7 protein-coding genes, 1 tRNA gene and 2 rRNA genes are annotated in these 14,567 nt (G+C 44.6%); 7 read left to right on the top strand and 3 right to left on the bottom strand.

Going from position 1 to position 14,567, the window contains the following annotated elements:
* Positions 1-9 precede the first annotated feature (9 nt).
* The 3 genes from AACL23_RS08220 to AACL23_RS08210 all read right to left on the bottom strand — a co-directional run bounded on the left by AACL23_RS08220 (position 10) and on the right by AACL23_RS08210 (position 4,711).
* A 23S ribosomal RNA gene (locus tag AACL23_RS08220) occupies positions 10-2,911 on the bottom strand.
* 113 nt (positions 2,912-3,024) lie between these two features.
* Positions 3,025-3,100: transfer RNA gene (locus AACL23_RS08215), tRNA-Glu, on the bottom strand.
* Between the two features lie 62 nt (positions 3,101-3,162).
* Positions 3,163-4,711, bottom strand: a 16S ribosomal RNA gene (locus tag AACL23_RS08210).
* Together the 16S and 23S rRNA genes with 1 tRNA gene alongside form the textbook arrangement of a ribosomal RNA operon.
* A 313-nt stretch (positions 4,712-5,024) precedes the next feature.
* Between AACL23_RS08210 and purH the strand changes: the two genes are divergently transcribed.
* The 7 genes from purH (at position 5,025) to nadD (ending at position 14,541) form a co-directional block, all read left to right on the top strand.
* Entirely contained in the window at positions 5,025-6,629 is a 1,605-nt protein-coding gene (gene purH, locus AACL23_RS08205; RefSeq protein WP_100096614.1) for a bifunctional phosphoribosylaminoimidazolecarboxamide formyltransferase/IMP cyclohydrolase, read from the top strand.
* Between the two features lie 90 nt (positions 6,630-6,719).
* Positions 6,720-8,006, top strand: a complete 1,287-nt coding sequence (gene purD / locus AACL23_RS08200; protein ID WP_044612586.1) for a phosphoribosylamine--glycine ligase — start codon at positions 6,720-6,722, stop codon at positions 8,004-8,006.
* 75 nt (positions 8,007-8,081) lie between these two features.
* The gene (gene trkH / locus AACL23_RS08195; protein ID WP_339051134.1) at positions 8,082-9,533 is read left to right on the top strand and encodes a Trk system potassium transporter TrkH; all 1,452 of its coding nucleotides are present in this window, start codon (positions 8,082-8,084) and stop codon (positions 9,531-9,533) included.
* Between the two features lie 90 nt (positions 9,534-9,623).
* Positions 9,624-12,233: a leucine--tRNA ligase gene (gene leuS / locus AACL23_RS08190; RefSeq protein ID WP_100096613.1), complete on the top strand. Its 2,610-nt coding sequence runs from the start codon at positions 9,624-9,626 to the stop codon at positions 12,231-12,233.
* A complete protein-coding gene (lptE, locus tag AACL23_RS08185; protein WP_100096612.1) occupies positions 12,226-12,813 on the top strand; it encodes an LPS assembly lipoprotein LptE in 588 nt (195 codons plus the stop codon). The genes leuS and lptE overlap by 8 nt, the downstream gene beginning before the upstream one ends.
* Positions 12,810-13,868, top strand: a complete 1,059-nt coding sequence (gene holA, locus AACL23_RS08180) for a DNA polymerase III subunit delta (RefSeq protein ID WP_100096611.1) — start codon at positions 12,810-12,812, stop codon at positions 13,866-13,868. The genes lptE and holA overlap by 4 nt, the downstream gene beginning before the upstream one ends.
* Positions 13,858-14,541, top strand: coding sequence for a nicotinate-nucleotide adenylyltransferase (nadD, locus tag AACL23_RS08175; RefSeq protein WP_339051130.1), 684 nt, complete (start codon positions 13,858-13,860; stop codon positions 14,539-14,541). The genes holA and nadD overlap by 11 nt, the downstream gene beginning before the upstream one ends.
* The last annotated feature ends 26 nt before the right edge of the window (positions 14,542-14,567 follow it).

The following is a 14,567-nucleotide window of genomic DNA, read 5'->3' as shown; positions in this document are numbered from 1 at the left end:
CGGTGTTGTAAGGTTAAGCCTCTCGGGTCATTAGTACTGGTCCGCTGAATACATCGCTGCACTTACACTCCCAGCCTATCTACGTCATCGTCTCTAACGTCCCTTACCACAATCTCTTGCGGGGAAGACTCATCTTGGGGCAAGTTTCCCGCTTAGATGCTTTCAGCGGTTATCTCTCCCGCATTTAGCTACCGGGCAATGCCATTGGCATGACAACCCGTACACCAGTGATGCGTCCACTCCGGTCCTCTCGTACTAGGAGCAGCCCCCCTCAATCTTCCTACGCCCACGGCAGATAGGAACCGAACTGTCTCACGACGTTCTAAACCCAGCTCGCGTACCACTTTAAATGGCGAACAGCCATACCCTTGGGACCTACTTCAGCCCCAGGATGTGATGAGCCGACATCGAGGTGCCAAACACCGCCGTCGATATGAACTCTTGGGCGGTATCAGCCTGTTATCCCCGGAGTACCTTTTATCCGTTGAGCGATGGCCCTTCCATTCAGAACCACCGGATCACTAAGACCTACTTTCGTACCTGCTCGAGCCGTCACTCTCGCAGTCAAGCCAGCTTATGCCTTTGCACTCACCTCACGATGTCCGACCGTGATGAGCTGACCTTCGTACTCCTCCGTTACTCTTTAGGAGGAGACCGCCCCAGTCAAACTACCCACCAGACACTGTCCTCACCCCGGATAACGGGACCAAGTTAGAATATCAAACATCAAAGGGTGGTATTTCAACAGCAGCTCCACATAGACTGGCGTCTACACTTCTTCGCTTCCCACCTATCCTACACATTAAGGTTTCATATTCAGTGTCAAGCTATAGTAAAGGTTCACGGGGTCTTTCCGTCTTGCCGCGGGAACACTGCATCTTCACAGCAAGTTCAATTTCACTGAGTCTCGGGTGGAGACAGCCTAGCCATCATTACGCCATTCGTGCAGGTCGGAACTTACCCGACAAGGAATTTCGCTACCTTAGGACCGTTATAGTTACGGCCGCCGTTTACCGGGGCTTCTATCAAGTGCTTTGTTTTGACACTCACACCATCAATTAACCTTCCGGCACCGGGCAGGCGTCACACCGTATACGTCCACTTACGTGTTGGCACAGTGCTGTGTTTTTAATAAACAGTTGCAGCTAGCTGGTCTCTGCGGCTGGCCTCAGCTCCAGAAGCATGTCCTTTCACCTAACGCCAGCGTGCCTTCTCCCGAAGTTACGGCACCATTTTGCCTAGTTCCTTCACCCGAGTTCTCTCAAGCGCCTTAGTATTCTCTACCTGACTACCTGTGTCGGTTTTCGGTACGATTGACTATTACCTGTTGCTTAGAGGCTTTTCCTGGAAGTTCGGCATCAGCAACTTCTTACCCCATAAGGGCAATCCTCATCACGCCTCAGAGTCAAGATGCGCCGGATTTGCCTGGCGCATCCTCCTACACGCTTGAACCGGGACCACCGGCCCCCGGATTGCCTAGCCCTCTTCGTCCCCCCTTCGCAGTAATACTCAGTACAGGAATCTTAACCTGTTGCCCATCGACTACGCTTTTCAGCCTCGCCTTAGGGGTCGACTTACCCTGCCCCGATGAACGTTGGACAGGAAACCTCAGTCTTTCGGCGAGCGGGCTTTTCACCCGCTTTATCGTTACTCATGTCAGCATTCGCACTTCTGATACCTCCAAAACTCTTCTCAGAGCGTCTTCTTCGGCTTACAGAACGCTCCCCTACCATGCGTTTGCACGCATCCGCAGCTTCGGTGCATGGTTTAGCCCCGTTACATCTTCCGCGCAGGCCGACTCGACCAGTGAGCTATTACGCTTTCTTTCAATGATGGCTGCTTCTAAGCCAACATCCTGGCTGTCTAAGCCTTCCCACATCGTTTCCCACTTAACCATGACTTCGGGACCTTAGCTGGCGGTCTGGGTTGTTTCCCTCTCCACGACGGACGTTAGCACCCGCCGTGTGTCTCCCGTGGTCATATTCTTCGGTATTCACAGTTTGCATTGGGTTGGTAAGCCGGGATGGCCCCCTAGCCAAAACAGCGCTCTACCCCCGAAGATAAACCCACGAGGCGCTACCTAAATAGCTTTCGGGGAGAACCAGCTATCTCCTAGTTTGATTGGCCTTTCACCCCCAGCCACATGTCATCCGCTCATTTTTCAACATAAGTCGGTTCGGTCCTCCAATGTGGATTAACACATCTTCAACCTGCACATGGCTAGATCACTAGGTTTCGGGTCTATACCTTGCAACTCATCGCCCAGTTAAGACTCGGTTTCCCTTCGGCTCCCCTATTCGGTTAACCTTGCTACAAAATATAAGTCGCTGACCCATTATACAAAAGGTACGCAGTCACTTCTCATTGCTTCGAAGCTCCCACTGCTTGTACGTACAGGGTTTCAGGGTCTATTTCACTCCCCTCCCGGGGTTCTTTTCGCCTTTCCCTCACGGTACTGGTTCACTATCGGTCAGTCAGGAGTATTTAGCCTTGGAGGATGGTCCCCCCATCTTCAAACAGGATATCACGTGTCCCGTCCTACTCTTCGAGCTCACTCTGCTGCAATTTTCAGGTACGGGGCCATCACCCTCTATGGCTCGTCTTCCCAAACGATTCCCCTAATTGCGCAAAGATGGTGACTCCGGGCTCCTCCCCTTTCGCTCGCCGCTACTTAGGGAATCTCGGTTGATTTCTTTTCCTCAGGGTACTGAGATGTTTCAATTCCCCTGGTTTGCCTCGCAATACTATTTATTCATATTACGATAGTGCATATTCTGCACTGGGTTGCCCCATTCGGGTATCAACGGCTAACACGCTTTTTATCAGCTTACCGTCGCTTTTCGCAGATTAACACGCCCTTCTTCGCCTCTGACTGCCTAGGCATCCTCCCTGTACGCTTCATTACTTAACCTTACAACCCGAAATTGTTTCTGACTTACAATCTCTTGCTTATCCCTTATTTTTAAAGAGCAATTTCTTGAAAACACTGAAGCTGTTTTTAAGATAGTTTTGAACACATCTCTGTGGCGTCCCCTAGGGGGTTCGAACCCCTGTTACCGCCGTGAAAGGGCGGTGTCCTAGGCCTCTAGACGAAGGGGACAGCGTCTTTTTTCATGATTTATCAGATAATGTGAGTGGACACTGATAGTGAGAGTTTATAGTTAAGGAGGTGATCCAACCGCAGGTTCCCCTACGGTTACCTTGTTACGACTTCACCCCAGTCATGAATCACAAAGTGGTAAGCGCCCTCCTTGCGGTTAAGCTACCTACTTCTTTTGCAACCCACTCCCATGGTGTGACGGGCGGTGTGTACAAGGCCCGGGAACGTATTCACCGTAGCATTCTGATCTACGATTACTAGCGATTCCGACTTCATGGAGTCGAGTTGCAGACTCCAATCCGGACTACGACGTACTTTCTGAGTTCCGCTTTCCCTCGCAGGTTCGCATCCCTTTGTATACGCCATTGTAGCACGTGTGTAGCCCTACTCGTAAGGGCCATGATGACTTGACGTCGTCCCCACCTTCCTCCGGTTTATCACCGGCAGTCTCCTTTGAGTTCCCGCCTCTACGCGCTGGCAACAAAGGACAAGGGTTGCGCTCGTTGCGGGACTTAACCCAACATTTCACAACACGAGCTGACGACAGCCATGCAGCACCTGTCTCACGGTTCCCGAAGGCACTTGCGCATCTCTGCACAATTCCGTGGATGTCAAGAGTAGGTAAGGTTCTTCGCGTTGCATCGAATTAAACCACATGCTCCACCGCTTGTGCGGGCCCCCGTCAATTCATTTGAGTTTTAACCTTGCGGCCGTACTCCCCAAGCGGTCGATTTAACGCGTTAGCTCCGGACGCCACAGTTCAAGACCGCAACCTCCAAATCGACATCGTTTACAGCGTGGACTACCAGGGTATCTAATCCTGTTTGCTCCCCACGCTTTCGCACCTCAGCGTCAGTCTTTCTCCAGGGGGCCGCCTTCGCCACCGGTATTCCTCCAGATATCTACGCATTTCACCGCTACACCTGGAATTCTACCCCCCTCTAGAAAACTCTAGCGACCCAGTTTCAAATGCCATTCCCAAGTTGAGCTCGGGGATTTCACATCTGACTTAACTCACCGCCTACATGCCCTTTACGCCCAGTTATTCCGATTAACGCTCGCACCCTCCGTATTACCGCGGCTGCTGGCACGGAGTTAGCCGGTGCTTCTTCTGCGAGTAACGTCAAAAATAAATGGTATTCGCATTTATCGCTTCCTCCTCGCTGAAAGTGCTTTACAACCCGAAGGCCTTCTTCACACACGTGGCATGGCTGCATCAGGCTTTCGCCCATTGTGCAATATTCCCCACTGCTGCCTCCCGTAGGAGTCTGGACCGTGTCTCAGTTCCAGTGTGGCGGGCTATCCTCTCAGACCCGCTAGAGATCGTCGCCTAGGTAAGCCTTTACCTTACCTACCAGCTAATCTCATCTGGGCTCATCCGACGGCGTGAGGCCCGAAGGTCCCCCACTTTGGTCTCGCGACTTCATGCGGTATTAGCTGCCGTTTCCAGCAGTTATCCCCCTCCTTCGGCCAGATTCCCAGACTTTACTCACCCGTCCGCCGCTCGCCGACGTGAACTCAGTAAACTGCGCTCACTCGATGCCGCTCGACTTGCATGTGTTAGGCCTGCCACCAGCGTTCAATCTGAGCCATGATCAAACTCTTCAATTCTTACTTCTTATTCTCTTCGTCTCACAAACATCTCTGTTTGCTCAACATCATAACGTTAATATCATTCCCTCTCACTTCAGTGCACACACACATTATCTGATAAATTTTTAAAGAGCTGCTTCCTAATCACAACATGACCGCGCATTCTACTCACTTATTCTCTCCCGTCAACTCCTTTACATCCCTTTCTTCCATTACAATACACATCTATCATGCTAATTCATTTAATAAAAAGATTAGAGCCCCCTTTTTTTTAAATTCGGTATATCATTTTGTGAACAAATTTTAGTGATACGCTCAAGGAATAAAATTCATGTCTTTAAATTCTTTAATAAAACGCCCAATTTGCCGCGCGCTAATCAGTGTGTCTGATAAAACGGGTATCGTTGATTTTGCCACAGCATTGTCTGCGCTTGGAATACAATTGATTTCTACTGGAGGCACTGCAGAATTGCTTTCTAAAAAAGATGTCAAAATTCAACGCGTTTCTAGTTATACCGGGTTTCCAGAAATAATGGGAGGGCGTCTTAAAACGCTGCATCCCAAAATACATGGAGGGATTTTGGCTCGACGAGGCCAAGATGAGTCTATTCTAGAAGAGCATGGGATTGAGCCTATTGATATGGTCGTTGTCAATTTATATCCCTTTTCCCAAGCTATTGCTGAAACTGATTGCTCCTTAGAACATGCGATTGAGAATATTGATATTGGCGGACCAACAATGATTCGCTCCGCTGCAAAAAATCATCAAGATGTAGCGGTGATTGTTCATTTCTCTGATTACTCATCGATCATAGATGAATTAAATAAAAATAAAAAAACGTTAAGTCATTCAACTCGTTTTTCTTTAGCGACTAAAGCATTTCAACATACCGCTGCCTATGACAGTATGATAAGCCATTATTTTGATTCATTAAATTCCTCTCAACCCTTTTTTCAAAACCAAAAACATTTTTCTTTTCCAGATAATCTCCACCTTCAATACATTAAGAAACAAGACATGCGTTATGGTGAAAATAATCACCAAAAAGCCGCTTTTTATGTAGAAAAAAAATCAATAAAAAGGGGTATCTCAAATGCGCAGCAATTACAGGGGAAACCTCTTTCATACAACAATATCAATGATGCTGATACGGCGCTTGAATGTGTGAAAGAATTTACTAAACCTGCTTGTGTTATCGTAAAACACGCCAATCCTTGTGCCGTTGCCATAGACGATGATTCTATTTTTTTAGCTTATGAAAAAGCCTATGCCAGTGATTCCCTTTCAGCGTTTGGCGGTATTATCGCTTTTAATCGAACTTTAGATCTCAATACCGTTGATGCCATTATTCATCGCCAATTTGTCGAAGTCATTATTGCACCGGCCATAAAAGAAGAGGCGAAATTTGCATTAGCAAAAAAACCTAACGTTCGTGTTCTGATTGCTGAAATCCAAGATAAACCCCTTCCCAGTTTACATTTTAAAAGCGTTCAGGGTGGGCTACTGGTACAAGAAAATGATTTAGGTATGATTGCGCCGTCTGATTTAAAAATTGTTTCAACACGTCAACCCACAAAAAAAGAGCAAGAAGATGCTCTATTTGCTTGGAAAGTAGTCAAATATGTCAAATCAAATGCCATCGTTTACGCAACAAAAAATAGAACGATTGGGATTGGCGCCGGACAAATGAGCCGTGTTTATTCGGCTAAAATTGCAGGTATGAAGGCAGTGGATGCAGGGTTAACCCTAGAGGGCTCTTCTATGGCCTCTGATGCTTTTTTACCTTTTCCTGACAGTGTTGATGAAGCTGCAGCTTTAGGCGTCACCTGTATCATCCAACCTGGTGGTTCCATCAACGATGCTCACGTTATCGCCCGTGCTGATCAAAAAAATCTGGCGATGATTTTGACAAATATGCGCCATTTTCGCCATTAACTTGATTGAATACATAAAAAGCATCTGAGCCTTATTCTAAAAAGCAACCCATAACACTCAAAAATATTCACGGAATTTTGTATGAAGAAAATAAACGTCTTAATTGTCGGCAATGGGGGCAGAGAACATGCGCTCAGTTGGAAAGCGGCTCAGTCTCCTTTAGTGAATAAAGTTTACGTCGCTCCTGGCAATGCCGGCACTTTTTTAGAGCCCATGTTAGAAAATGTGCTGATTGATACCTGTGATATTTCAGAATTATTAAATTTTGCTCAAACTCAACACATCGGCTTAACCATCGTAGGGCCAGAGGCTCCTTTAGTGATCGGTATTGTTGACGCTTTTCGTTCGGCGGGCCAAGTGATTTTTGGCCCTACTCAAGCCGCCGCTCAATTGGAAGGGTCAAAGATTTTTACTAAAAATTTTTTAAACCGACACAACATTCCGACGGCAGAACATCAAGCTTTTACGGATCAAGAAGCAGCATTACATTATGTTCAAGCCAAAGGCACCCCTATTGTCATTAAAGCGGATGGATTAGCGGCGGGAAAAGGCGTTGTGGTGGCGATGTCTCAGAAAGAAGCGGAAAGTACCATCAAAGATATGCTATCTGGTCATGCTTTTGGAGATGCCGGGCATCGGATTGTGATTGAAGAATTTCTTGAAGGTGAAGAAGCCAGCTTTATCGTCATGGTTGACGGAGAAAATGTGTTACCCATGGCAACCAGTCAGGATCACAAAAAAGCTTATGACGGCGATCAAGGCCCCAATACAGGTGGCATGGGCGCTTATTCGCCAGCACCCGTTATCACTGATGAAATGTATGAAAAAGTCATGCAAAAAATTATTCTCCCCACCGTAAAAGGTATGGCGGCTGAGGGGCATGAATATACTGGTTTTCTTTATGCCGGATTAATGGTTTGTAAAAATAAGGAACCTAAAGTCATTGAATTTAATTGCCGTTTTGGAGATCCAGAAACGCAACCCATTATGTTGCGTATGCGCTCCGATTTAGTAGAACTTTGTTTAGCCGCGACAAAAAAGCAACTGAACGGAAAAAATGTCATTTGGGATGAACGCTGCGCATTAGGTGTCGTGTTGGCCTCGCAGGGTTACCCTGGAGAATACCAACAAGGTCATATGATTTCGGGGTTGCCTTATAAAGAAAGATCAGATGAAAAAATATTTCATTCAGGCACTCGATTCAATGAAAACCATCATATCGTCACCTCTGGTGGAAGAGTGCTTTGTTTAACAGCATTAGGTAATGATATTTCTAAGGCAAGAGAAAGGGCATATCAACTTACAAAAAAGCTTCAATGGGAAGGGTGTTTTTTTCGAAAAGACATTGGATATAGGGCCATTGAACGAAAAAATTAAGTCAGTATTGATTTTATGCCCCTCTCAAAAGTTCAAATACCTCAATCCGCTTTTAAAATAAGGAAAGCTGCTGGAATGCATTTTCGTGCGATAACCCGCATTGTTGGGTTGCTGGTCATTTTATTTTCTGGAACCATGTTTATTCCCGGTCTGGTCGCTTTGTTTTATCGTGATGGAGCAGGGAAAGCCTTCACTCAAACTTTTTTTGTCGCCCTCACCATCGGTTTTTTTCTTTGGTTTCCAAACCGCAGGCACAAAAGTGAATTAAAAGCTCGTGAAGGTTTTTTGATTGTCGTGCTTTTTTGGACGGTGTTAGGCAGCGTGGGCGCATTACCTTTTTTATTTTCGGAACGCCCTAATCTTTCTGTGACAGATGCTTTTTTTGAATCCTTTTCTGGGTTAACGACAACAGGAGCGACTACTCTGGTTGGCTTAGATACCCTGCCAAAAGCGATATTGTTTTATCGACAAATGTTGCAATGGTTAGGTGGCATGGGGATTATCGTACTGGCGGTGGCCATTTTACCTATTTTAGGAGTAGGAGGCATGCAGCTATATCGTGCCGAAATGCCAGGGCCACTCAAAGAGAATAAAATGCGCCCTAGAATTGCTGAAACCGCTAAAACATTATGGTTGATCTACGTTGTATTAACCATGGCCTGTGCTTTTTGTCTTTGGGGTGCAGGGATGTCGATATTTGATGCGATTTGCCACAGCTTTTCTACGATTGCGATTGGAGGATTCTCTACGCATGATGCCAGCATTGGATATTTCGATAATCCTGTTATTAATACCATTACTGCTATTTTTCTTTTAATTTCTGCTTGTAATTTCGGCCTGCATTTTGGGCTATTGAGTGGTCGTAGTCTCAAAGTCTATTGCCATGATCCTGAATTTCGCACATTCATTTTTCTTCAATTTATACTCGTTATACTCTGCACCTTCGTACTATGGATTCATAATGTGTATCAAACGGGTTTAACCGCATTGAATCAGGCTTTTTTTCAAGTGATTTCGATGGCCACCACCGCTGGTTTTAGTACACATAGTATTGCTCAGTGGCCATTATTTTTACCCATGTTACTGTTATGTAGTTCTTTTATTGGTGGATGCGCGGGATCAACAGGTGGTGGATTAAAAGTGATTCGTATTTTGCTATTATATCTGCAGGGATCGCGCGAATTAAAAAAATTGGTTCACCCTAATGCTGTGTACACCATCAAATTGGGTAATAAGGTATTACCTGATAGGGTATTGGAAGGAGTATGGGGTTTTTTTTCTGCTTATGTGGCTGTTTTTATTTGTAGCATGTTGGCGATTATTGCGACCGGCGTTGATGAATTTTCTGCTTTTTCTGCAGTGACCGCGACTTTAAATAACTTAGGGCCTGGTTTGGGTGTCCTACGGGACAATTTTACAGGCATCAATGCTGAAGCTAAGTGGATATTAGTGCTCACCATGTTATTTGGACGCCTGGAGGTATTTACTTTGCTGGTTTTGTTTACTCCTACTTTTTGGCGTGAGTGATACGAGTTTTCAAGAAAAAGTGATACTAAAAAGTGCATAAATCTGACACCTCATCTTTCATTTTTATATTTAGGACAATACTGATTGATTATGCAAGATATTTATCGTCATCAAGATATTGAATCTCATGTTCAGCGGCATTGGGAACAAACACAGACTTTTACCGTTAAAGAAGATCCCAAAAAAGAAAAGTATTATTGTCTCGCGATGTGGCCTTATCCTTCTGGCCGGTTACACATGGGGCATGTACGAAACTATACCATTACAGATGTGATTGCGCGTTACCAAAGAATGCTGGGGAAAAATGTGCTGCAGCCCATGGGTTGGGACGCTTTTGGTTTACCCGCGGAGGGCGCCGCTATAAAAAATAAAACTTCGCCTATTGATTGGACGAAAGCCAATATTCAATATATGAAAAAACAGTTGCAATCTCTGGGTTTTGCGTACGATTGGAGCCGCGAACTCACGAGTTGCAAGCCCGAATATTATCGTTGGGAACAATGGTTTTTCACTCAACTTTACGAAAAAGGGTTGGTGTACAAAAAAACCTCTGATGTCAATTGGTGTCCACAAGATTTCACTGTGTTAGCGAATGAGCAAGTGATAGATGGGAGATGCTGGCGTTGTGACAGTAAAGTAGAGCGTAAATCGATACCTCAATGGTTTATTAAAATCACCGCCTATGCAGATCAACTATTAGATGATTTGGATGAATTAGAGCACTGGCCTGAGCAGGTCAAAACGATGCAACGCCATTGGATTGGGCGTTCAGAAGGTGTAGAGATTCGATTCCCACTCGATCATGATGAGAAAACAGATTTGACTGTTTATAGCACGCGTCCAGATACTTTGATGGGAGTGGCTTTCATCGCCATAGCACCAGATCATTTTTTCTCTGCTGAGATCGCCAAAAATGTTCCAGCTTTAGCCACGTTTATTGAGGAATGCCGTCACATTAAGATGGCAGAAGCAGAGACAGCGACCATAGAAAAAAAAGGCATTGATACTGGTTTTTTTGCCCTGCATCCATTAACGGGAAAAAAAATCCCTATTTGGGTGGCCAATTTTGTATTGATGGAATACGGAACTGGCGCAGTCATGGGAGTTCCAGGGCACGATCAGCGGGATTGGGAATTTGCCACTCAATATCATTTGCCGATAAAAGCGGTCATTTTGTTAGAAGATGGCACAGAACCGGACGTACAAAAAAAACCTTTAATAGAAAAAGGCCGGTTATGTCATTCAGGTGAATTTAACGGTCTTTCATACCAGGAGAGTTGTGATCGGATTATCGATAAATTAGTGGATTTAGGAACAGGTCAGAGAAAAGTCAATTATCGTTTGCGTGACTGGGGAGTGTCTCGACAGCGTTACTGGGGCGCGCCCATTCCCATGATCACACTCGAAGACGGGCGTATTATCGGAACACCCGAAGATCAGTTGCCAGTCATTCTGCCAGAGAAAACGTTCATAAAAGACATGATTAATCCACTCAAAGCGGATCAAGACTGGGCGAAAACGAGTGTCGCTGGCCAGCTTGGGATACGTGAAACAGATACCTTTGATACCTTTATCGAATCTTCCTGGTATTACGCGCGCTATGCTTGTCCAAAATACGATCAAGGCATGATCGAGAAAGCCGCCGCGAATTATTGGCTGCCGGTCGATCAGTATGTGGGTGGAATTGAACATGCGATCATGCATCTGCTTTATTTTCGATTTTTCCATAAATTAATGCGTGACCAAGGGTTGGTGGATTCGAAAGAACCTGCAAAACGTTTGTTGTGCCAAGGCATGGTTTTAGCTGACGCTTTTTATTACAACGCCCAGAATGGCGAACGTGTTTGGGTTTCTCCTACGGAGGTGACTGTAGAACGCGACAACAAAGGCCAATTTTTGAACGCGTTTGATGCACAGGGCCGTGATCTCATTCATGCCGGCATGAGTAAAATGTCTAAATCTAAAAATAACGGTATTGATCCTCAAGCCATCGTGGAGAAATACGGTGCTGACACTGTCCGTTTATTTATGATGTTTGCGTCTGCCCCTGAAATGACTTTGGAATGGCAAGAATCGGGCTTGGAAGGGGCTTATCGTTTTCTAAAACGTCTTTGGCGATTCGTTTTTGATCATGTTATTCAAGGCCCTACTCAGCCTCTTAAAAAAGAGAACTTAAATTCAACCCAAAAAAATTTGAGACGAAATTTGCATAAAACCATTGCAAAGGTAACCGATGATATTGGACGTCGTCAGACATTTAACACGGCCATTGCGGCCATTATGGAGCTGATGAATCAACTTTATCGAGCGCCCACAAATACAGAGCAAGATCGCGCTCTGATACAAGAAGCCTGCATTTCGGTGATAAAAATGCTGTACCCCTTTACACCGCACATTTCGTTTATTCTATGGCAACATCTTCATCAATCTCCTGATGAGACACATCCGCTCAATATTGACGACAGCTTATGGCCTGTGGTCGATCAAAACGCCTTGATAGAAGATGAAACGTTAGTCGTGATTCAGATAAATGGAAAAATGCGCGCTAAAATTACAGTTCCTATGAATTCAACGCAGCAAGAGGTTTATGAATCTGCATTGCAAGAGCCTACTGTCATAAAACATCTCAAGGGCATCACCCCGTGTCATGTCATTTACGTTCCCAATAAACTCTTAAATTTAGTGGTCAACAATGAATAAAAATAAAATTAAAAAGAAACACTCTTTGGTATCTCTTCTTTTTGCAGGGACGATAGGATTGATGATACTCACCACCATGGGCTGTGGTTTTCATTTGAGAGAAATCACTGAGGTACCCAAAGAATTCAAAACCATCATCCTGAACAGCAGTGATCCCTATGGCCCTTTGACCCAATTTATTCGTCAAGAATTACGCCTGAATCGGGTGATCATTTTGGATGATAGCCAACGCACTGATCTCCCTACTTTAAGGATCGCAGGCTCATCACAAAGAACAAATCCGGTGTCTGTTTTTCAAGATGGGGTTAAGGCTGAAAATCAGCTCTCACTGACCGTATCAGCTGAAATACTGATACCAGGTAGCGGTATTTATCCGATACAAGTGACGGTATTTCGCTCTTTTCTAGATAACCCTTTAATGACGTTACCTAAAGAAGCCGAGAATGAAATTCTGACTAAAGAAATGATGAAACAAGCGGCAAAAAAATTAATTCGACAATTCACTAAAGTTCATGAAGATCTTTTAAAAAATTCAAAAAAACCTCTGACAGATATTAAACCTAAAGTGACAGTGAAATGAAGTTGATTGATGCTGAGCAATTACAGGAACACTTAAAAATGAATTTGAGTGCCTGTTATTTGCTCTATGGTGATGAGCCCTTGCTGCTACAGGAAAGCCAGGATCATATTCGTGAAGCGGCCCTTCGGAGGAATTTTACAGAGCATTTTACCGTGACGATAGAAGGGGATACAGAATGGGAGAATATCTTTCGTATTTTTCAGGAATTGAGCCTTTTTTCTTCTCGGCAAACGCTTTTGGTGATTTTTCCACACAAACTGTTACCTGCTTCAATGAAAGACAGATTGGGGCAATTAGTTCAGTTGTTACATCAAAATATTTTACTGATGATGAGGTTTCATAAGCTGACCAAGGCACAAGAAAACAGCCCTTGGTATAAGGCGTTAGCGCCTTATACGTGCAAAATCAATTGTGAAAAACCCAATCACCAAAGGCTGCCGGCCTGGATCAAAACGCGAAGTAAAAGTTTATGTTTTGATATAGATTTACCTTGTATTGAGCGGCTTTGTGAATGTTATGAAGGGAATATTCTGGCGCTTTCACAGCTGTTAACCCTTCTTTCGTTAGTCTATCCCAACGAGCAACTCAGCTTGCCGAAAATTGAGCCTCTGTTAAATAATTTTGCACATTTTACGCCATACCAGTGGTCAAATGCCCTGCTGGAGGGAAAGACGGAACGCGCCTTACTGATTTTAAAAAAATTGCAACAAGAAGAACATGAGCCTGTTATTTTACTGAGAATATTACAGCCCGATCTGTTGTTATTGGTGACTTTAAAACGTGCCATGGCAGAAGTGCCCCTAATAACCTTGTTTCAGCAGCATCAAGTTTGGCAAAGCCGTCGTACTTATTTTACTCAGGCGCTGCAACGTCTTTCACTGAACGTATTAAAACAAGGGGTGCATTTGTTTTGTCAAATAGAGATATCTTTAAAGCAGGATTATGCACTTTCGATATGGTCCGAACTAGAGACCCTTTCTTTGTTGTTATGTGGGCAGCCTGTGCTTAGCCTCTATCCTCAGAGTTTTACTGAATGTTTTTTTGATGAGCCTTAAATCCAAAGATCAACATGGAAGTCCGCCTCTCTGTGCTTGGTTTGGCGGTACTTTTGATCCTATTCATTTAGGCCACTTAAACGCTGTCTCTGAATTAGCCAGACAAACTGGTTTAAAAAAAGTTTATTTATTGCCGAATCATATTCCCCCTCATCGATCACAGCCTATCGCGACCGTACAGCAACGCTGGGACATGTTAGCACTAGCCATACAACATCAGCCCTTATTTAGCCTTGATGATCGTGAGTTGCGAAAAAACAGCCCTTCTTATACTTTGGATACAGCCAATCAAATACGTCAGGCATATGGTGATAGCACACCTTTGGCTTTTATCATGGGAGAAGATTCTTTTTTATCCTTACCGAGCTGGCATGATTGGGAATCTTTTTTTGAGCTTTTTCATATTTTGGTTTGCGCCCGCGCCTGTGAAGGAAACATAACGCATTTTCTTCAACAGAAACCCAGACTAAAAGCCCGTCAAATACAACAAAATCAGGTCACAAAAAAGTTACATCAACAACCCTATGGCTTTTTTTATTTGGCGAAAACTCCATTATGGCCTATTTCTTCAAGTGAAATCCGACGTCGTTGCCAGTCTGGGGAATCTTGTCAATCTCTTTTGCCCTCTTCAGTTTGGGAGTATATTCAATTAAAAAAGTTATACGTTATCTGAACAAATGTATCCATCCCTCGGGCCGT

Origin of the sequence: Candidatus Williamhamiltonella endosymbiont of Tuberolachnus salignus (assembly GCF_964019775.1) — a bacterium.
In the GTDB taxonomy this organism is placed as follows: Bacteria; Pseudomonadota; Gammaproteobacteria; order Enterobacterales; family Enterobacteriaceae; genus Hamiltonella; species Hamiltonella defendens.
The sequence above is the reverse complement of the archived record's forward strand: the minus strand, read 5'-3'. Positions and strand labels throughout refer to the sequence as shown.